The 20,102-nt window shown below is 72.0% G+C and carries 17 protein-coding genes and 1 pseudogene; 9 read left to right on the forward strand and 9 right to left on the reverse strand.

Annotation, left to right across the window (positions count from 1 at the left end):
• Window positions 1–10: 10 nt before the first annotated feature.
• On the forward strand, window positions 11–1,777 hold the full coding sequence (locus AB0F52_RS07695) for a gamma-glutamyltransferase (RefSeq protein ID WP_360165825.1): 1,767 nt from the start codon (window positions 11–13) through the stop codon (window positions 1,775–1,777).
• On the opposite strand, the gene AB0F52_RS07700 is transcribed toward AB0F52_RS07695, so the two are convergent.
• Genes AB0F52_RS07700 through AB0F52_RS07710 form a run of 3 tightly spaced genes read right to left on the reverse strand, consistent with a single transcriptional unit; the run spans window position 1,774 to window position 3,620 of the window.
• Window positions 1,774–2,169, reverse strand: coding sequence for a hypothetical protein (locus tag AB0F52_RS07700; RefSeq protein ID WP_360165828.1), 396 nt, complete (start codon window positions 2,167–2,169; stop codon window positions 1,774–1,776). The two genes, AB0F52_RS07695 and AB0F52_RS07700, sit on opposite strands and share 4 nt — an antisense overlap.
• Window positions 2,170–2,215: 46 nt before the next feature.
• Complete coding sequence (locus AB0F52_RS07705; protein WP_360165831.1) at window positions 2,216–3,103, reverse strand: VOC family protein; 888 nt, start codon at window positions 3,101–3,103, stop codon at window positions 2,216–2,218.
• Window positions 3,096–3,620, reverse strand: a complete 525-nt coding sequence (locus AB0F52_RS07710; RefSeq protein WP_103342194.1) for a sigma-70 family RNA polymerase sigma factor — start codon at window positions 3,618–3,620, stop codon at window positions 3,096–3,098. The genes AB0F52_RS07705 and AB0F52_RS07710 overlap by 8 nt, the downstream gene beginning before the upstream one ends.
• A gap of 292 nt (window positions 3,621–3,912) precedes the next feature.
• Here AB0F52_RS07710 and AB0F52_RS07715 point away from each other — a divergent pair, with 292 nt between their 5' ends.
• Together AB0F52_RS07715 and AB0F52_RS07720 are read left to right on the forward strand one after the other, a co-directional pair.
• Window positions 3,913–4,044 carry a hypothetical protein gene (locus AB0F52_RS07715; RefSeq protein WP_360165834.1) on the forward strand — a complete coding sequence of 44 codons (132 nt, stop codon included), beginning with the start codon at window positions 3,913–3,915 and terminating at the stop codon, window positions 4,042–4,044.
• A 21-nt stretch (window positions 4,045–4,065) separates the two neighbouring features.
• Window positions 4,066–4,259 (forward strand): annotated as a pseudogene (locus tag AB0F52_RS07720) (DUF397 domain-containing protein).
• Here AB0F52_RS07720 and AB0F52_RS07725 read toward each other — a convergent pair.
• Entirely contained in the window at window positions 4,225–5,649 is a 1,425-nt protein-coding gene (locus AB0F52_RS07725; RefSeq protein ID WP_360165837.1) for an MFS transporter, read from the reverse strand. The pseudogene AB0F52_RS07720 and the gene AB0F52_RS07725 sit on opposite strands and share 35 nt — an antisense overlap.
• A gap of 101 nt (window positions 5,650–5,750) precedes the next feature.
• On the opposite strand from AB0F52_RS07725, the gene AB0F52_RS07730 reads away from it, so the two are divergent.
• From AB0F52_RS07730 to AB0F52_RS07755, 6 genes are all read left to right on the forward strand, one after another.
• The gene (locus tag AB0F52_RS07730; protein WP_360165840.1) at window positions 5,751–6,584 is read left to right on the forward strand and encodes a helix-turn-helix transcriptional regulator; all 834 of its coding nucleotides are present in this window, start codon (window positions 5,751–5,753) and stop codon (window positions 6,582–6,584) included.
• Window positions 6,585–6,650: 66 nt separating this feature from the next.
• Window positions 6,651–7,757 (forward strand): sensor histidine kinase, encoded by a 1,107-nt coding sequence (locus tag AB0F52_RS07735; RefSeq protein WP_360165843.1) that lies wholly within the window; start codon window positions 6,651–6,653, stop codon window positions 7,755–7,757.
• Complete coding sequence (locus tag AB0F52_RS07740; protein ID WP_360165846.1) at window positions 7,754–8,422, forward strand: response regulator transcription factor; 669 nt, start codon at window positions 7,754–7,756, stop codon at window positions 8,420–8,422. The genes AB0F52_RS07735 and AB0F52_RS07740 overlap by 4 nt, the downstream gene beginning before the upstream one ends.
• Before the next feature lie 309 nt (window positions 8,423–8,731).
• Window positions 8,732–9,934 (forward strand): hypothetical protein, encoded by a 1,203-nt coding sequence (locus tag AB0F52_RS07745; protein ID WP_360165849.1) that lies wholly within the window; start codon window positions 8,732–8,734, stop codon window positions 9,932–9,934.
• A 144-nt stretch (window positions 9,935–10,078) separates the two neighbouring features.
• Window positions 10,079–11,311, forward strand: a complete 1,233-nt coding sequence (locus tag AB0F52_RS07750) for a hypothetical protein (RefSeq protein WP_360165852.1) — start codon at window positions 10,079–10,081, stop codon at window positions 11,309–11,311.
• A gap of 11 nt (window positions 11,312–11,322) precedes the next feature.
• Window positions 11,323–12,927, forward strand: coding sequence for a class I SAM-dependent methyltransferase (locus AB0F52_RS07755; protein WP_360165855.1), 1,605 nt, complete (start codon window positions 11,323–11,325; stop codon window positions 12,925–12,927).
• Between the two features lie 3 nt (window positions 12,928–12,930).
• On the opposite strand, the gene AB0F52_RS07760 is transcribed toward AB0F52_RS07755, so the two are convergent.
• The 5 genes from AB0F52_RS07760 to AB0F52_RS07780 form a co-directional block, all read right to left on the reverse strand.
• Window positions 12,931–14,232, reverse strand: a complete 1,302-nt coding sequence (locus tag AB0F52_RS07760; protein ID WP_360165858.1) for an acyltransferase — start codon at window positions 14,230–14,232, stop codon at window positions 12,931–12,933.
• 3 nt (window positions 14,233–14,235) lie between these two features.
• Window positions 14,236–16,041, reverse strand: coding sequence for a glycosyltransferase (locus tag AB0F52_RS07765; protein WP_360165861.1), 1,806 nt, complete (start codon window positions 16,039–16,041; stop codon window positions 14,236–14,238).
• A 2-nt stretch (window positions 16,042–16,043) separates the two neighbouring features.
• Window positions 16,044–16,580, reverse strand: coding sequence for a hypothetical protein (locus AB0F52_RS07770; RefSeq protein ID WP_360165864.1), 537 nt, complete (start codon window positions 16,578–16,580; stop codon window positions 16,044–16,046).
• 73 nt (window positions 16,581–16,653) lie between these two features.
• Window positions 16,654–18,594: a glycosyltransferase family 4 protein gene (locus tag AB0F52_RS07775; protein ID WP_360165867.1), complete on the reverse strand. Its 1,941-nt coding sequence runs from the start codon at window positions 18,592–18,594 to the stop codon at window positions 16,654–16,656.
• A gap of 31 nt (window positions 18,595–18,625) precedes the next feature.
• On the reverse strand, window positions 18,626–19,951 hold the full coding sequence (locus tag AB0F52_RS07780) for a hypothetical protein (RefSeq protein ID WP_360165870.1): 1,326 nt from the start codon (window positions 19,949–19,951) through the stop codon (window positions 18,626–18,628).
• Between the last annotated feature and the right edge of the window lie 151 nt (window positions 19,952–20,102).

Genomic DNA, 20,102 nt, shown 5'->3' on the forward strand with positions numbered 1-20,102 from the left:
CTATCGGGGCATGTTCACGACGAGGCCGGAGCTGACCGGCACCTTCGGGATGGTGGCATCGACGCACTGGCTGGCTTCGGCCACCGGGATGGCGGTGCTGGAGGACGGCGGCAACGCGTTCGACGCGGCGGTCGCCGCCGGCTTCGTCCTCCAGGTCGCCGAGCCGCACCTGTGCGGCCCGGCGGGCCAGGTGCCCGGCCTCTTCGTGACGGCGGACGACCCGACCCCGCGGGCACTGGCCGGCCAAGGCCCGTCGCCCGCGGGGGCCACCGCTTCGCACTTCGAGTCGCTGGGCCTGGACCTGATCCCGGGCAGCGGCCTGCTCCCGGCGACCGTCCCGGGTGCGTGGGACGGCTGGCTCATGCTGCTTCGCGACTACGGCACGAAGCCGCTTCGCGAGGTGCTCAAGTACGCGATCGGTTACGCGCGCAACGGCGTCCCGCTGGTGTCGCGGGTCAGCGACACGATCAGCGCCGTGTCTCGCCTGTTCACCGAGCACTGGCCGACGTCCGCGGCGCTCTGGATGCCGGACGGCAAGCCCGCCTCCGGCCTGCACCGGAACCCGGCGCTGGCCGACACGTGGGAGCGGCTGCTGCGCGAGGCGGAGTCCGTCCAGGGGCGGGAGGCGCAGCTCGACGCCGGACGTCGTGCCTGGTCACAGGGCTTCGTCGCGGAGGCGATCGACTCCTTCAGCCGCACGGCGTTCCGCGACGATTCGGGCCGCGACCACGCCGGCCTGCTCACGGGCGAGGACCTGGCGTCGTGGTCGGCGTCGTACGAAGACCCGGCCTTCGTGGACGTCGGCGACTGGCGCCTGGTCAAAATGGGCGGCTGGACGCAGGGCCCGGCGCTGCTGCAACAGGCCCTGCTCCTGCACGGCTTCCGCGACGAGCTGTCCTATGTGGACGGAATCCCGTCGGAGCGCACGGTGCACCTGGCGACCGAAGCGGCGAAGCTGGCCTTCGCGGACCGCGAGGCCTGGTACGGCGACATCGACGTACCCCTGGACGTGCTCCTTTCGCCGTCCTACACCGACGCCCGGCGCGCACTGATCACCGACACGGCCTCGCCGAGCTTGCGTCCGGGCGACGCTCGCGGTCCCGCACGCCTCCCGGCGATCCTGGACTCCCTGCAGGGCGTGCAGTCGGAGGGCGGCGCAACGGGCGAGCCGACGGTGGGCCCCCAGGGCCAGACCCGCGGCGACACCGTCCACCTCGACGTCGTCGACGCGGCGGGCAACCTGGTCTCGCTCACCCCGTCCGGCGGCTGGCTGCAATCGAGTCCGACGATCCCCGATCTGGGTTTCTGCCTGGATTCACGTGGCCAGATGTTCTGGCTGGAGCAGGGCCTGCCCAATTCGCTGGCCCCGCGCAAGCGGCCGCGCATCACGCTGTCGCCGTCCCTGGCCCTGCGCGACGGAGCCCCGACGCTGGCTTTCGGCACTCCCGGCGGCGACCAGCAGGACCAGTGGCAGCTGTGCTTCTGGCTGGCCCACGTCTACGGCGGGCTCAACCTGCAGGAGTCGATCGACTCGCCGGCCTGGCACACGACGGCGTTCCCGAGCTCGTTCTACCCGCGCTCGTGGAGCCCCCGCGAGCTGGTGGTGGAGTCCCGGCTGGGCTCGTCCACTTTGGACGCCCTACGCGAGCGCGGTCATTCCGTGATCGACGCCGGTGACTGGGCCCTGGGCCGCCTCTCCGCGGTTTCCCGCTCCGACGGGTTGGTGCGAGCGGCGGCGAACGCACGGGGGATGCAGGGCTACGCGGCCGGCCGTTAGAGCGTCAGCGAGCCCCAGCCCCCACCCTCGGCGAGCAAGGTACGCACGCCGAGGGCGTGCTCGGCAAACCCGGCGAGATCACCGTGCAGCAGCGCAAGCCGTTCCCCGTCGAGCGGCGTGGTGTCGCCCGCCCAAAGTTCCCGGATCCACCCGGCGGCCGGGTGCAGCGACCACACGAGCCCGGCAACCTCGGCCTCGGCCGACCCACCCGCGGCCAGGTACTCGGCGAGGACTTCGTCGCAGGCCTGAAGCAGTTCCCGAAGACCCCGCACGGCCTCATCGGGACTGCCATCCCAGTCCGGCCGGGGCCACACCGACGAGCCGAGCTCGAGCCACAACCGCCAACCCGCGGTCAGCTCGTCCTGGTCACGCGGCACCCATTGCCCGGCCATGCTTCCGAGTGTGCGCCCGAAAGCCCGGCCGGGCGGATGGGATTCCTCACTTCCCGGGCCGCTCCCACAGCCAGAACTCGATCCCCTGGTTGTCCGTGCAGTCCGCGGTGTTCCCGTACGGGTGGTGCTCGACCTCCCCGGCCTGCCCACCCTGTTCCCGCACCCGCACCATCGCCGACTCGAGGTCGTCGACCGCGTACATCAGCTTCCAGCCCACCTGACGGTCCCCGGCCCACAACCCGCCCTCGAGACCCGGCCCCGAGAAACCCCACGAGTCCACCGTCGAGCCGGGCGTGAACTGCCAGCCCAGCACCGCGCCGTAGAAGGCCTTCGCGGGCGAAGCCTCCGGGACCTGGAACGTGAAGTACATGGCCTCGCCGTGCCGGGCCGGGCGAGGGCCCGCGGCCGGAGACGCCGCCTGCGACACCAGCCAGCGCTGGCCGTACGGATCCCGGAACGAGCCGCCGCGGCCGTACGGGGAGTCGCTCACCGCGCGGATCAGCGTCGCGCCCAGCTCCAGTGCGCGAGCCACCGAACCGTCCACGTCCGGGACCTCGACCCGCACCGACGCGCCCCCCTCGCGCGGCGCCACGTGGCCGATCTCCGGGTATTCCTCGGCGAGCATCAGCACGGCGTCGCCGATGGCCAGCTCCGCGTGCCCGATGCGGCCGTCGTCCATCAGGATCGGCTCGCCGCGGCGGACGGCGCCGAACACCTCGACGTAGAAGTCGAGCGCCGCGCGGGCGTCGGAAACGGCGAGGTAGGGCGTCAGTGAACGCAGGGCGGCGTTGCCGGCCGGCGCTTCCGAAGTGGTCGTCATATCGGCTCCGTTCAAGATCGCGCGACGCAGGTTGTCGCGTAGTTCGGCGGCGAAGTCCGGGTCGGGGGCGACCCGCTCGGAGGGACGGCGAAGCGCGTCGAAAGGCTCAGGCATCGCGACCCTCCTTCTCCTCGTAAGCGCGCCGGAACGCGGCACGGGCCCGGACGAGCAACGCCTCGGTGGCGTGCACGCTGCGCCCCAGGTGGCCGGCGACCTCGGGGACGCCGAGGCCGTCGACGTAACGCAGCGTCAGTGCCACCCGGTGGTGCGACCCCAGCGACTCGAGCACCTGTCTCGCGCGCAGGGCGTCGAGCCGTTCGTCCCACGGGTCCTCGACGTCCGGTTCGCTGTCGTGCACGAGCCGCAGTCCGCGTTCCTCACGCTCTTTGCGCCGCCAGTGGTCGGCGAGCTTGTGCCGGGCGACGCCGATCAGCCACCCGGTGCTCACTGGAGGTGCGTACTCCTTGCGACAGGCGGCGACCGCCCCGAGGAACGTCTCGGACGTCAGCTCCTCGGCGAGCGTGCGGTCGCCGCACCGGGACAGCAGGTACCCGTAGACCTCCGGCAGGGCCGTCTCGTACAGCCCGAGCAGCGCGAAGGCCGGGTCCGGTCGTACCCGAGGTTCCGTCACACCTCCATAGTCGTCCGGCGCCCGGTTTTTCCGACGGGTGAACTTCGGCTTTTTTTGCGGCGGCCAGTTCACCCGGACGGTGACAACGTGGTCCCGCCGTCCCGGGAAGAGCCGGTAGACGCTGACGACGAACGTCCCGGGCCGCGCCCGCTTCCCCCCGGCTTCACGCCGGTACTCCAGCTCGTGCGGATAGCCGTACCTGTCCATGACCAGCAGGTTCTCGACGCAATTCCGCGCGAAAAGGCCCGCGTGCGGGAATCCCACATCCGATCGCCCGCATTACGATTCGTGGTTGATCGACAGCCAGGGGTGTTCCATGGACCGGCCGGTCAAGCCGAACTACCGGCGACGCCAGCTCGGCCGCACCCTGCGCAAGCTACGGGAGGCGGCCGGGCTCATCACGGGGTTGATCGCGGAGATGTAACCCGAGTGAGAGGCGATCATCGTGAACTGGCGGAAGAGCAGCTACAGCGGCGGCGCCAATAACGACGACTGCGTCGAGGTTGCCTTCACCGGTGCCACCATCGCCGCCCGGGATTGAAAGCCCCCGCGGCCGAGGCACTCGAGGTGCCGCCGGCCGCGTGGTCCGCTTTCCTCTCCGCCGTCACACCCGGGGGTCCGGCAACCGCCGCCCGGTGATCGCGACGATCGCCGCCAGCACCGCCACCAGGCCGATCACCAGCGCGAACGCGTCCCGGCTCCCGAGCGAACCCGAGAGCGCCGCGTACAGGCTCCCCAGCGTCGCGACGCCGAGGGCCAGCGACGTCTGCTGGTTGGTCGTCATCACGCCGGAGCCGACGCCGGCCAAGTCGGTCGGTACGTGGGACAGCACGATCCGGAACAACGTCGTCATCGCCAGGGCGTTCCCGACGCCGATCGCCACCATCGACGGCGCCAGGTCGAGGATCGTCACGTGCGGCCACGTGGACAGCGTCGTGCAGAGCAGCGCCACCATGCCCACCGCCGTGATCGCGCCCCCGACCGGGACGACCTTCTGGCCGTAGCGGGTCACCAGGCGGCTGCTCAGCATCGACACCGTGAAGTACGCGACGGCGAGCGGCGTCAGCGCGAGGCCCGCGCCGAGCGGCCCGAAGTGCAGGCCCTCCTGCAGCGTCATCGCGTAGACGAACATGAACGAGCCGAACGCGCCGAAGAACGGGATCGCCACCATCAGCCCGCGCCGGACGCTCGGCAGGCGCAGCACCGACGGCGGCAGCAGCGGCGTGCCGCCGGTCCGCTCCAGGCGCCGTTCGACGTGGACCAGGGCCGCGGCGGAAAACGGGAACAGGGCGAGCAACGCGATCGTCCACGCCGGCCACCCCAGCGCCCGGCCTTCCATCAGCGGGACCAGCAGCGACAGCAGCGTGACCGCCAGGAGCAGCGTGCCGAGGCGGTCGACGCCCAGCGGGTTGTGCGCGCGGCTCTCCGGCAGGCGGCGGGCCAGCAGGAGCACCACCAGGCCGATGGGCACGTTCACCAGGAAGATGGGCCGCCAGCCGGTGCCGAACAGGTCCGCCGCCACCAGGCCGCCGCCGAGGAGCTGGCCGACCACCGTCGAGAGGCCGCCGGTCGCGCCGAACAGCCCCAGCGCACGCGAACGCTCTTCGCCGGACGTCGTCGCCTGGATGATCGAGAGCACCTGCGGCAGCAGCAGGGCCGACGCCGCCCCCTGCGCGGCGCGGGCCACCACCAGCGTGGCCGCCGTCGGGGCGAGTCCGCAGGCCAGGGACGTCAAGGTGAACAGCCAGAGGCCCCAGAAGAACAGCCGCCGCCTGCCGAACGAGTCGCCGAGCCGGCCGCCGACCACGAGCAGCACCGCGTACGCGATGCCGTAGGCGGCGACCACGAGCTCCAGGGTGGCGGTGGACGCGTGGAGGTCGGCGTTGATGGTCGGCAGCGCGACGTTGACGATGAAGAAGTCGATGATCGGCAGTGCCGCCCCCAGCAGCACCGTGACCAGGCCGGCGGGGGTCAACCCGGGCCGAAATGGGGCTCCGGCCGCGGTCGGCGCGAGTTGTGTCGTGGTCATGGGTACTACGATCGACTCGTTTTTAAACTGGTACCAGTTGTTGTTTATCCGGGTACTGCCACTACCTGGTACCAGGTTCGGAAGCGTGTCATCCTGGCACCATGACCACCGCTGTCGAATCCGAACTCCGCCGCCAGGAGCTGGCGAGGTTCCTGCGGAGCCGGCGTGAACGGATCACGCCCGAGCAGGTCGGCCTCCCGATCATGGGGCGCCGCCGGACACCGGGGCTGCGCCGCGAAGAGGTCGCGCAGCTCGCCGGCGTGGGGGTCACCTGGTACACGTGGCTCGAGCAGGGCCGTGACATCAACGCGTCCGAGCAGGTCCTGCAGGCGATCGCCCGCACGCTGCGGCTCGACCCGCACGAGCACACCCACCTCTTCCGGCTGGCCGGTGCGCCGGAACCGGAGAACGAAAAGGACTGCCAGGTCATCACTCCGGCGATGGAGCTGATGCTGAAGAAGCTCGAGCCGTACCCGGTCGCGGTCCGCAACGCCCGCTGCGACCTGCTGGCCTACAACCGCGGCTACTCCTGGCTGATGGGCGACGTCGATGCCATCCCGTTCGGCGACCGGAACACCCTGGTCCAGTGCCTGCTCAACCCCGAGTGGCGCAAGCGGATGCTCGACTGGGAGGCGAACATCCCGCGCGTGATCGCGTCCTTCCGCGCGGCGATGGCCGACCACGTCGCGGAGCCGGCGTGGAAGCAGCTGGTGAAGCGGCTCAAGGCCGAATCGCCGCTGTTCGCCGAGCTGTGGCCGCACCACGACGTCAACTCGGAGCCGATCCGCACCAAGCGGTACCTGCACCCGGACGTCGGGCTGCTCCAGTTCAACTTCACGTACCTCTATTACGGCCGCCGGTCCGAGATCACCGTGTCGACCTACACCCCGGCCGACGAGGAAACGGCGGCGAAGCTGCCCTTGCTGTTCGACTGACGACGTACGCCGCCCGTGCGCTTCGAGACGGACGCGCGGCCCGGCCGCGGCAGGTAGTTTCGCGGCATGAGAAGGCCTCCGTGGGCAGGACGCGTGGCGCGCGCCGTCGTCGTCGGGGTCTTCGTCATCGGGGCGACCAGTGCGTCGTCGCGGTGGCAGCCCGGGGCGTCGCCGCTGCCGCCGATCGGTTTGGCGTGGCTCGCCGCGACCGTCCTCACGCTGCTGCTCGTCCACCGCTTCCCGCTGACGCTCTTCCTGGTCGCGTCCGCCTCCGCGTTCGGCTACTACTCCTCCGGCCTGCCAGGTGGGCCGGTCATCCTGGTACCGACCGTCGCGTTGTTCGTGCTGACCCGGCAGCGCGGCCCCCTCACCGCGGGCATCACCGGTGCCTCGGCGCTCGCCGCCGCCTACGTTGTGCACGTCATCACGACCAGGTCTTTCGCGCTGGAAACCGGGGCCGCGTTCCTCGTCGTCTGGCTGACCGCCGTGATCGGGGTCGGGACCGCCGTCCGGTACCAGCTCGACGCGCTCGCCGCCCGCCGCGGCCAGGCCGACGAGCACCGCCACCGGCTCGCCGAGCAGGAACGGCTGCGCATCGCCCGCGAGGTGCACGACGTCGTCGCGCACAGCCTGGCGATGATCAACGTCCAGGCCGGGGTCGCCGCGCACGTCGCCGACCGGCGGCCCGAGCAGGCGAAAGAGGCGCTGCTGAACATCAAGGCGGCGAGCGCGTCCGCGCTGAAGGACCTGCGCGCCACCCTGGCCGTGCTGCGGTCCGGGGAGGACAAGGCGCCCGCCCCGAGCCTCGCCCAGGCCGGCGAGCTGCTGGACCACGCCCGCGACGCCGGGCTCACGGTCGACGTCCACGGCGAACCCGGCGACCTCCCGGCCCCGGTCGACGCCGCCGCCTACCGGATCCTGCAGGAGTCGCTGACCAACGTCGTCCGGCACGCCGACCAGCCCCACCGCGTCGACATCCGGTTCGAACGCCGGGCCGGGGGCCTCACGATGAAGGTGCGCGACGACGGCCGCGGCACCGCGCAGCCGGCGCCGGGCCACGGTCTGCGCGGGATGGGTGAACGCGCCGCGGCGCTCGGCGGCCGGTGCACCGCCGGGCCGGTCGCCGGCGGCTTCGAAGTGTGCGTCGAGCTACCGATCGAGGGGGAAGCATGATCCGCGTCCTGCTGGCCGACGACCAGGTCCTGGTCCGTGCCGGGTTCCGGGTGCTGCTGGAGACCGAAGACGGCTTCGACGTCGTCGGCGAGGCGGGCGACGGCGAGCAAGCGGTTGCCGGAGCGATCGAGCACCACCCCGACATCGTCGTGATGGACGTCCGGATGCCCGGCGTCGACGGCCTCGAAGCCACCCGCCGGATCACCGCGAACCCGGACCTCGCTGCGACGAAGGTGTTGGTGCTGACCACGTTCGACGTCGACGAGTACGTCTACGAAGCCCTGCGCGCGGGCGCCAGCGGGTTCCTGCTGAAGGACACCGAGCCGGTCGAGCTGCTGCGTGCGCTGCGGGTCGTCGCGAGCGGCGAAGCGCTGCTGGCGCCGACCGTCACGCGCCGGCTGATCCAGGAGTTCGTCGGCCGCCCCGAAAACCGGCGCATCGACACCAGCGCCGTCCGGGAGATCACCGACCGCGAGCGCGAGGTGCTCGGCCTGGTCGCGGGCGGGATGTCGAACGACGAAATCGCCGCCCACCTGGTGATTTCGACGGCGACGGCGCGCACCCACGTCAGCCGCATCATGACGAAGATCGGCGCGCGCGACCGCGCCCAGCTGGTGGTGCTGGCCTACGAGTCCGGGCTCGTCACACCGCGCCGTCCCGCCTGACCCGGCGCACCACGCGGACCGCCCGCACCAGGAACACGACGGCGAGGACACCGACCAGGCAAATCCAGATCACGGCGCCTCCTCTCCCGGCCGATGCTCTGCTCCATAGGCGTCGGGGAGGGGGACGGCGTTCACCGACACGGCCGACGTCACACTTCCGGGGGACCGGGACAGGTTGCCGAGAACGCCCGGATGACCCTCCACAAAGGCCACGTTCTCCGCTACGTTGCGGATCAACCACAAACCGCAACCTCGCAGGTCGGCCCTCCGTGCCAGACTGTTGCCCCGAACGCCGGATGGGGGTCGAAGATGAGCTGGCAGGATGATCTGCGCCGACTCGACGCGGACCTGGCGGCCGGGCGGATCGAGCCTTCGGTGCACCGCAAGCAGCGTGACGAGCTGCTGGCCGCCGCCTCGGGCTCGACGGTGCCCTCGCCCGTGCCTTCACCGCTCCGCCGGCCGGGTAGTCGGTCCTGGCAGAGCGCCAACCCGGCGTACGACCGGCCGGCCGGACCGACGCCGGCCCCGGTCGTGCCGCCGCAGGCCACCGGTCCGCGGCCGCCGACTCCCCAGGACCGGCCGTGGATGCGCAGCGCGCCGTCGGCGGCCAAGCCGGGCGGCAGCCCCGGCATCCCCGAACTGCCCGACCACATGACCACCGCGCCGAGCCCGGCCGACATCGTGCCGACGCGCTACCTGCGCGTCGACGGCCCGAACCAGCAGCACGCGACGCCCAGCCGGTTCCCGCCGGTCGTCGGCGGAGCCGGGCCGGGGGAGCCGCCGGTCCCGGAGCCGGAAGGTGCCGGGCGGCACCGGTGGCAGATCGACCCGGCCGGTGAAGAGGAGCCGCGCCGGGGCGTCCCGGCCTGGTTGTTCATCACCCTCGCCGTGGTGCTGGTGGTCGGCCTCGTCGCCGGCGGCATCTACTGGTTCGGCAAGAAGGACGCCGAGCCTTCCGACGTGGCCTCGCCGCCGCCGCCCGTGTCGTCGAGCGTGCCGCCGCAGACGAACGGTGCCGTCGACCCGTCGCTGACGCTCGAGCAGCGCCTGCCCGCGCTGCCCGGCAAGGCGAACCCCGCCGATTCGACGATGTCGATCGACAAGGCGCTGGAAGCCAAGGTGATCACCGAGGCCGACGCGAAGCAAATCCGGGCCAACAACGGCAAGGAAGTCATCTTCCGCGCGTCGTCCGATCCCGCGAAGCCCCGCGACGGCAACTTGCTGATGGCGATCCCGACGCTGTCGGTCTACGACGCCAAGCACCTGGTGACGGGCCTGCGGCAGAACCTCTCCGGCGCGCGGCTGGCGGCGACCCGGCTCGGCCCGACCGAAGACGACCTCATGTACACCCAGCGCGGGACCGACGGCTGGGTCGGGATCCTCTGGTACGCCTCCGGCGCGGTGGTCGTCGGCATCGGCGTGTCCCAGTCGGGCACCGCCGACTCGGCTCCGCTGCGGTCCCGGCTCGAGGCGATCCGCGGCACCGTGACGACCGTCTTGCCCCCCGGCTGAGCCGATGCCCGCGAAGGCCGGGTGACAAGCCGACCCGAGGGGTGGTCGAACCACCTCGAAGTGCACAATGTGCATGTCGTTGAACAGGCGAAGTGTGTCGGCCGGCCGTGGCCGGCCGATCGGACCGGAATAAGGGGGCTCCTGGTGTCCTGGCAGGAGGAGCTGCGACGGCTGGACGAGGAGCTCGCGGCTGGTCAGCTGTCCGCCGACGAATATCGGGCACGCCGTGACCAGGTGCTTTCCTCGGCCGTGGGAGTGCAGGACCAGCAACCGCAGCCGCCGGCGTCTTCGAGCGCCGACGCGACCCAGGTGATCGCTCCGATCAGCCCGCCCGGGGGGACACCGCAGCCGAACGCCGGTGACGCCGAACGCACGCAGGCGGTCGCCTGGCAGCCGCAGCAGCCGCCGAGGCCGCCGAGGCCCGGTGACCCCGACGCGACCGCCTACGTGCCGCCCGTGCAGTCGCAGCCGTTCTCGCCGCCCGGCGGGTTCGCGCCGCCGCCGCAGGGTACCGACGACAACCCCGAACGCACGCAGGTCGTCCGCAACACCGGCGAGTACCAGCCGAGCTACCAGAGTTATTCGCAGCAGCCGCCCGCCCAGCCGGGCTGGAACCAGGTGCCGCCCGGTTCCGCCGCGCCGCCGTGGGGCACCGACGACAGCGGGCCCGCGCACAACCCGAACGACCTGAGCTGGATGCGCCAGGGTCCGGAGTCCTACTTCGAGACCAAGAGCGGGTCCGGCAAGAAGAAGGTCGTCAGCATCGTCGCGGCGGTGCTGGTCCTGCTGCTCGCCGGGTTCGCCATCTGGTGGTTCGGGCTCCGCAGCGATTCGACGCCGGTCGCCGGCCAGACGGGCACCCCGACGACGACCGCGCCGAGCACCACCCCGCCGCCGCCGAGCGTCGCGCCCACCCGGGTCCCGCCGATGCCCGGCAAGGCGAGCGACAAGAACGGCACGATGAGTGTCGACGAAGCCGTGCAGAAGGAGTTCCTGAACCCGGCCGAGGCGAGCTCGATCAAGGTGGCCGGTGCCGCGTACGTCAGCTGCCAGGCGTCCACCAACAACCCGTTCGACTACACGGTCCTGCTGGTGAACACCAAGAGCGTCGCGGACGCCGAGCGGCTGGCGCAGACGCTGCAGCGGCCGGGTTCCGGCACCGGGCTCCAGCCGGTCGGCGACCGCGCCGGGCTCCCGCAGTCGGTCGGGGTGTTCAAGGCGGTCCTGCCGGACCACACGACCTACCGGGCCGTGTACGTCTCGGGAGCGGCGGTGATCCGGGTGGACGTCAACCAGGCTCCGGCCACCGACACGGCCGTGACCAAGGAGTTCCAAGGCGTCATGAAGGCGATGCTGGAGAACGTTCCGAACTCGTGACCGGTGCGCAGGTGACCACGCCGCTCCGGGCCGGTGCCGAGCCGGACGAGTACGGCTGCCGGGTGTTGTCCACCGGCGTCTCGGACTACTCCGACGGGGCCGAAGACCTGGTCACCGCCCTGCTGGAGAACGCGCAGGACCGCGGTTCGCTCAGCGACGAGCTGACGCTGGCCGCGCGGACCTGGCCGGAGCGCTACCACCTCGATCACGGCCGCGCGAACGTGCTGCGGGCGCTGGACCTGCCGTCCGGCGCCGCGGTGCTGGAGATCGGCTGCGGCACCGGCGCGGTGACCAGCTACCTGGCGGAACGGTGCCGGCTCGTGGACGCCGTCGAACCGGTGCCGAGCCGGGCCCGCGGGGCGCGCGCCCGGACCCGGGACTTCGGCGACGTCGAAGTCTTCGTCGGCGGGATCGACGATGTCCCGGCCATCGAGGCGTACGACATCGTGGTGGTCATCGGCGTGCTCGAATACGTCGGCGCGGGCCGCAACGACGACGACCGCTACACGAATTTCCTGCGTGCGGCGCACGCCCGGCTCCGGTCGGGCGGGACGCTGGTGCTCGCGATCGAGAACCAGTTCGGCGTCAAGTACCTCTGCGGAGCCCCCGAGGACCACACCGGACTCCCGTGGGACGGCGTGGCCGGCTATCCGGCGGGCGGCGTGGCCCGGACGTTCTCCCGCGCCCGGCTCACCGGCCTCGTCGAGCGATCCGGGTTCACCGGGACCACCGTGCTCGGCGCCTTCCCGGACTACAAGCTGACGCGGACCGTGCTCACCGACGAACTCCTCGCCACCCATCCGCGGCTCGCCAAGCAGCTGCCCGGTTTTCCCAGTCCCGACTGGGCGGGCACCGGGGTGCGCGTCGCGGACGAGGAGCGCGTCTGGGCCGAGCTCGTCGACGCCGGACTGGCCGCGCACCACGGCAATTCCTTCCTCGTGCTGGCCGGCAAGGACGCGGAACCGCGGGTCTGGCCGCGGGAAACGCTGGCGGCGTTCTTCAGCACCGACCGGGCCGCGGACTTCTGCACCCGGTCGGTCGTCGAGCGCAGCGGCGGCACGCTGAGGGTGCGCCGGACGCCGCTGGCCGACCGGCCCGGCTCGGCGCACGGCGTCCGTATCGTGTCCACAGTGGACGAAGTGGTCGACGTCCCGACCGTGCTCGACGTCGTGCGCGCGGAACCCGGCCGGCTGACGGACCTGCTCGGCCAGTGGCGCGAATCCGTGCTCGCCCGGGCCGGCGAGCTGGGCCCGCGGCTGTGGGACCTGACCCCGCAGAACCTGCTCGTGACGGAATCGGGGCTCGTCCCGATCGACCTCGAATGGTCGGTCGACGGCTGCTCGGCGGAAGACGTCCTCGCCCGCGGGATCCTCATCACCGCCGACGAACTGGCCCGGGGCGGGCACGCCGAGGGGCCGACCGTGGGCGACGTCGTGCGCGACCTCGGCGAGCGGCTCGGCCTGGCCGAAGCGGTCGTGCTCGGTGTCGTGCCGGCGGAGGCGCGGTTCCAGGCTGTCCGGCAGGCGGGCCGGTGCGATCCGGAGTACCTGGCCGCGCGGACCGGAGAACTGACGCGGGCCTGGACGGTCCGGCTCGCCGAACCGTCCGGCCGCTGACGCTCAGGCGCGCATCGACTCCGGCAGCATCCGCCGCATCGCGCGGCGCGTCGGTTCCTCGAAGAAGCGGTGCAGGACGTGGGCGATGAGGATCGTCAGCGCGAGGAAGCCCAGCACGATCAGCCGGTACTCCCAGCTGGTCGGCACGTCCGTGAGCTTCAGCTTGATCTGGATGACGTGCCGCATCACGTCGATCACCAGCCAGTGCACCAGGTACAGCGCGAACGAGACCTTGCCGCCCCAGACGAGCAGCCTGGTCCGCAGCAGCCACGCCATCGGCTCGCGGTTGCCGATCGCCAGCCCGCCGATGAGCAGCAGGAACAGCGGCACCACGACCACCGTTTCGGCCGAGCCCCACATGATGTGGCCGTTGATCCGCCAGTCGAGGCCCATGTTGAAGCGGCGGAACGAGTCGAAGTGGTGCACCAGGAAGATGATGGCGACGATCACCACGAACACGACCGTCGGTCGCAGGAACCACGGCAGCCGCGCGGAGCGGCCGTACCGCAGCACGATCAACGCGGTGAACGCGCCGCCGAAGAACTCCGTGAGCACGCGCAGCGGGATCATCCCCGGCACCAGCGCGTTGTGGAAGAGCAGCAGGTCGCTGCCGTCCTCCATCGTGACGCCGATCGCGACGATCGGGACCACCGACACCAGCGCGCACAGCACGAGCGAGCGGACGCGCACGGTCTTCAGCATCTTGGCCAGCACGGCGACCGCGACGCTGAACACCAGGTACGCCAGCCACTCCGCGCTCAGCGACCAGTCGATCGGGTTCCACTGGTCCGGCTCGATGAACCAGCCCTGGATCAGCAGGACGTGCTCGAGGAACCGGGCCGGGCTGGCGGCCGCCTGGAGGCTCGCGTCGTTGTTCATCTGCAGCGAGTAGGCGCGGTAAAAAGCCCAGCCGAGCAGCACGAGGAACATCACCGGCCAGATCCGGCTCAGCCGCAGCCAGAGGAAACCGAGCGCCTTGCGCGGCGTCCACGGTCCGCTCATCCGGTCGAGGTGGGTGTAGGTCATGATGAAGCCGCTGAGCACGAAGAACAGGTCCACGCCGAGGTAACCGGAGTCGAACAGCGGCGCCAGCCGGCCCAGGAACGGGAACGACGAGACCAGTTCGGGGCGGAAGTGGAACGCCAGCACCCACAGCGCCGCCAGTGCGCGCACCCCGGTCAGCTGCGGGATGAACGCCGGGAGCGGACCCTGCTCCGGGTCGGCCTTCGTGGCGGCCCGCGCCGGTTCGGCACGCCGCTCGGCGGTGATCACCGGCAGCACGTCCGTGGTCTCGGTTCCGTCCATTTCCTACCGTTTCGCTTTCGTCGCGGCCCAGGCGCGCTGGGGATCGAGGTCGACCGGCCGGGCCGGCGGATCGGGCACCACCCGGGACAGCAGGACCTGCTGCACGAGCACCGTGCGGGCGTTCCGGGCGGCGGCTTCCCGCCAGAGGCCGTGGTGTTCGAGTCCCTCCAGCCACGGGTCGTCCGGCCAGCCACCCAGCCGGTCGAGCACGGTCCGCCGCACCAGGTACCCACTGCCCAGGTAGGGCAGCCGGGCCAGCCGCCGCGCTTCCGGGGGAAGCGCCCCGACCAGACCGGACTCCGGGTCCGCGACCGGGCCGTGGGCCAGGTCCGCGTCCCCGCGCACCGCGGCCAGCAAGCGGGCCACGAGGTGCGGTGAGCATCGCATGCCCGCGTCCAGGACCAGCACGAGGTCGGCTCGCGAGCCCGCCAGCAGCCGGTTGTACGCGTAGCCCGCGCCGCGGGCGATCGGGTGGTGGAGCAGGTCGTAGGGCTTCGGTCCGGCGGGCTCGGCGGTGCCGTCCTGGCACACGAGGACCCGGGAGGGCACCGCGGTTCCGCGGGCCAGGTCGTCGACCAGCGCCATGACACCGGGGTCGCCCGCGCGTCGCACGATCAGCACCTCGAGGTCGTCGACGCGGTTCCCGGCGCTCGGCGCGAGCGGGAGGGCGGCCGGTGTGCTGAGCACGCCGTCGGTGCGCCGGGCGGCTTCCGTGCGTTCCACGATGAGCCGCGCCGCGAGCTGCCGGTCCGGTCCGGGCTCGGCGCCGAGTGACGCTTCGCCGCGGAACCGGGGATCCCAGCTCGGGGTGTCGACGGCCAGCGGCGTCTCGGACGGCGGCCGCACCACCGGCGCCGGTCGCGGCGGCCGGTCCGAGCGGGCCGGTGCCGGGTGCCGTTCGGCCAGGTCTGCCGCCAGTTCGAGCAGCCGCCGGGCCGACGGGCTCATGTCCAGCTCTTCGCGGACGAAGCGGTAGGCCTCGGTGCGGATCGACCGCTCCAGGCCGCGTTCGTGCAGCAGCGCCGCGGTGGCCGCGCCGACCACCGTCTCCCTGGCGACCACCAGGTGCTGTCCCGCGGTGAACGGCGCCAGGTCGCGGCTCGGCTCGGTGACCGCGACGCAGCCGTTGCACGCCGCTTCCAGCACGCGCACCCACTCCAGCGCGCGCGACGCTTCCCGGTGCAGGTTCAGCAGCACGCGGCTGCGCGCGAGGTGTTCGTGCTTCGCGCGGTTCATCAGGAAGTCCGGCCGCGGCTTGACCATCGGTTCGTGCGGCGGGGTCAGCAGCCGCACTTCGAGGCCGTCCAGATCGCGCGCGGCGCGGGCCAGCAGGGCCGAGCGCCGGTGTTCGGCGGTGCCCAGGTAGGTGACGTCGATGTCGCGCGGGCTGTCCGGGTCGCCGCCCCACCGGTCCCACAGCGGGGTGTAGCCGAGCTGGAACCGCCGGACGTCGTGCCCGCGGCGCACGAGCTCGTCCGTCGAGTCGGCGTTGATGTCCACGGCGCCGCCGAACTGCGGCAGCAGGCCGGCGCTGGTGTCGAAGGTGCGCGTGCCGGGGTGTTCGACGCAGAACGCGATCGTCCGCCGCAGCTGGTCCGGCCGCGGGCGCTGGTGCTCGGGCAGCACCACCAGGTACTCGTGCGGGACGACGACGAACACGGTGTCGTCGTCTTCTTCGGGCAGCGGCCCGAGGTGGGTTTCGGCCCGGCCGCCCACCGAGCGCACGGCGTCGGCGACGACCTCGAGGAGCTCCTCCATGAACGAGCTGCCGCCCGGCGCGGACGCCAGCACGAGTCGGGGGTCGGCCACCGTCAGAGGGTCTTCCGGCGCACGGTGCGCAGCGGCGCGGTCACCCGCCAGCTGAGCGTGTGGCGGTGCGCTTCGAGCTCCTGCATGAGCTCGGCGACCCGGCGGCGCAGCTGCTCGGCTTCCCGCTCGTCGTGGTGGACGACCTCGGGCAGGTCGGCGCCGTGCAGGGCGAGCTCGGCCTGCAGCAGGTCCATCCGGAGCTGGTCGCGCTCGGTCCGGGTCCGCTCCAGCTCCTGCCGGGCGAGGTCGCGGTCGCGGCGCAGGGCGTCCAGCTCGACGCGGGCTTCCGAACTTTCGTCGACCTGACGGCGGAGGTCGTCGTTGGTGCGGGCTTCTTCGGCGAGCCGTTCCTGCACGCGGAGGGATTCGCGCAGGTCCGCGTCGGCGCCCCGGAGCCTGCCGAGCAGGCGCTCGCGCTCGGCCATCAGCACCGAGCGCTCCGCGCGCAGCTGCAGCAGCTCGGCGCGCACGGACGCGGGAACGGCGTACTCGACCGGTTCGTCGGCGGCCGGGGTGATCGGGCCTTCCTCGGAGCTCATGCGCACACCTCGCTGACGCTCGGTGCGGCCTGAGCGGCCAGCGCAGTGTTGAATGATTCGCTCGCAAGCTCGCTCATGCGTGCCGTTCCTCGGTACCGGTGCCTCGGGCGAGGCCGTTCAGGATGGTGGAGAACTCTTGACCGTAGTGAGCGGAGTCCAGGAAGGAACCGACGCCGGCGAGTGCGCGCTCGGCGATCCGCTCGCGGGCCGCGGGCGGCGTGTCCAGTGCCCGCAACAGCCCCACGGTGAGCGCGTTGAGGTCGTTGGGCAGGAAGAGCCAGCCGCTCTCGCCGTCGCTGACGATCTCACGGGTGCCGAACACGTCGGCGGCGACGACCGGCACCCGGAACGCCATGGCCTCGAGGATCGAGCGCGGCAGCGACTCGATGTCGGAGCTGTTGACGAACAGGTCCGCCGCGCGCAGCCACGGCAGCGGATCGCGGACGATCGGCACCAGGCTGACCGAGCCGCCCAGCCCGGCCGCCTCGACGTAGTCCGCCAGCGCGTCGCAGTACGGCGATTCGTGGATACCGACGATCACCAGGTGCGCGTCCGGGTGCGTGGTCCGGACCTGTTCGAACGCCAGCAGCAGCGGGGCGTGCCCCTTGCGCGGTTCGCTCACGCCGATGTTGACCAGGACGGTCGCCCGCTCCGGCAGCCCGAGCTCCCGCCGGACCTCTTCCTTCGTCGTGTACAGCGCCCGCTTGGCCGGGGCGAGGTCGATGCCGTACCGGACGGTGATGCAGCGGCGCGGCCGCGACCACGGCAGGAACATCTCGCGCGTGGCGTCGGCGACGAAGAGCAGCGCGTCGGCGTCCGACAGGCAGTGTTCCCAGCGTGCGCGGACCAGCGGGTCGAGCGCGTCCATGCCCCAGTTCAGGTACGCGAAGTCCTCGAGGCTGAAGCTCTCGTGGATGACCCACGCGACGGGCAGGCCCGCCCGCATCGCCGCGTCGACCCCGGCGAACATCCCGAGCGTGTTGACCAGGACGACCCCCGCCCCGGACGCGGTGGCCAGCATGGCCAGCTCGCCGACGTACGCGGTGTAGGTGACCGCGTCCTGCACGCGGTGGTGACCGGTGACGTGCACCGTGACGCCCAGCTCTTCGAGCTCGGTGCGCAGGGGACCGTCTTCCGGCGAAACCAGCGTGACCTTGTGCTCGTGCGGGCCCGTCAGGTGGCGGAGCAGTTCGCTGAGCCAGAACTGGCCACCGCCGACGCGCAGGCTGTGGGTCACGACCAGGACGTGGTCGGTGTCGACAGCCGCCTTGACCCGGCCGAGGAGCTCTTCGGTGAACGCCGTCGAGCGCTGGACGGCCTCGGCGTCACGTCGGCTGACGGGCCGCCTGCGCAGCGTCGCGTACCGGGTGGGTGAGGTCCATTCGCGGCCGTCGCGGGTCCACGCGCGCACCCGGTAGGCCACCTTGCGGCTTTCGCCGGGGGCCTGGGGCAGGGCGATGCGGGCTTCGTAGCCGCTCAACCCGGCCTGCCGGACCTGGCCGGGCAGGGCGCTGGTGACGTCCGGCCGGGGCAGCATCAGCCGAGCCCGCTGCGGTGCGGCGCCTTCGACGTCGACTTCCACGTGGCTGGGCAGCTTGCCGTCGAGCAGCAGCCAGCCCGAGACGACCATGAGGTCACCGGCGATCTCGGCGTCGGCGGCCGGGAAGTCGATCTCGCCGAGCGGCGCGGGCTCGCGGTAGCTGCTCTCCGGCCAGACGGTCGTGTGGCTCAGCTCGGTGCCGTCGGGCGCGGTGACCGTCGTTTCCGCGCCGACCGGCTGGTCGCACTCGGCCTCCGCCCGCCACGTCCAGACCGGCCAGTCCGCGGGGACGCCCGGCACCGCGTCGGTGCCACGCTCCCAGTGCACCGTGGCGACCCGGCCGCCGATCCGGACGGTGCTGCCGTCCGGGCCGGCCGGCGAGACCAGCCAGCCGCCGACCGAGATCCGGTCGGCGGTCACCGAGGCACCGGCGGCGTCCACGCCGGCGAGCCACGGCAGCTCCCGCTCGATCATCTTGTTCCTTCGTCCGTGCGCGGTGCCGCGCTCATCGCCGGGGGTGGTTCGCGAGCTGTTCGCTCAGCGTCTTGACCACGGCGGGGGCCAGGATAGGGCTTTGCCCGCCGATGAGGTTGCGTTCGGCGATTTCGATCACCACGACGTCGCTGTCGACGAGCTTCGCCGCGGCCGCCGAGGCGTCCTGCTGGACGTAGTCGGAGTGCATGATCGTCAGGTCCGTGAACGCGGCCGCGAGGTACATGTTGGCGAAGCCGGTGAACGAGTCGCCGATCATCGCGACCTTGTCGGAGATGGTCCCGGTGGCCGGCCGGCCGTGCAGCTCGATCGGGCTCGTGTTCGGCTGGCCGAAGAACGTGCGGGTCCGGTCCGCGCCGCCGTCCGGGGCCAGCGACTCCAGCACGGCGGGCTCGCTGCCGGTGCGGCCGATCAGCGGCGGCAGGTCGGTCTGCTTGTCGAACGTCTCCTTGGGCGCGGTCCGCCAGGTGCGCGTCACCCCGGGCCGGAGGTTCTCGGCCAGCGCCCGGACCATGGTCAGCCCACCGTGGAACTGCCAGTGGGTGTCCTGCTTGAAGTAGATCGGGGCACCCCGGCGCTGCGACTCGGCGAGCAACGGCTGCCGCAGGTCCAGGTAGCCGACCTCGGTGTCCAGCCGCTGCCACATCGTCCGGGCGGCGACGGGGGCGCAGTCCTTGCCGGCGTACTGGTCGGGCAGGAACTGGGGGAAGATGTCCGACTTGTCCGGCGGGACGATCAGCACGAGCCGCCGTCCCGACGCCTCGACGGCCTGGCGGAGACCGATCAGCTCGCCGATCACGTCGGCGGACGGGATGATCGGGTTGCACTTGGCGTACATGTCGTTGCCCAGGTACAGCCAGCCGTCCCGGCCTTCGACCACCGGCGGGTAGTTGCTGTTCGTCTGGCCCTGCACCGGGCCGGTCTCCGGCCGGGCGGGCGGCTGGTTCGCGACCGGGCCGACGCCGGGCTGGGTGCCCTGCGAGCCGAGTGACGGCGGCTCCCCGAACACGGACCGGCTGATCGCGTCCTCGGCCTGCACGGCGGCTTGGCGGCCGGGCAGCCAGTCGGTGGCCCACGCGCTGAGCCCGCTGAAGAACCCCCAGCCGTCCGACGGGCTCGGGAAGTCGTGGAGCTGGTGGTTTTCGAACGCCGCCGGCCTGCCGAACACGCCGAGCGACACCATCGGGGCCAGGAAGAAGACGAGCGCGCAGATCAGGGCCGTCTGCTGACGGCCGTGGCGCGGCCGGTACATCGAGTGGTCCTTCGGCAGCCATGCCTCGTGGACGCTCAGCGGCCGGACCCGCTTATCCGGCTTCCCGCCTTCCAAGTGCACCGACACGCCTCAACCATAGTCCGGGCCGAGCGGGCGCCGGGTGCCCGCCCGCCGTCACCCGTCAGGACCCCGAAAAGTGTCGTACATATGTTCTAAAATGGGCGTTGTCCAGGGGAGATGCCGCCCGCGTCCGCGGGTGGCGTGATGGAGGAAGGCA

This window comes from Amycolatopsis sp. NPDC024027 (genome assembly GCF_040638975.1).
In the GTDB taxonomy this organism is placed as follows: Bacteria; Actinomycetota; Actinomycetes; order Mycobacteriales; family Pseudonocardiaceae; genus Amycolatopsis.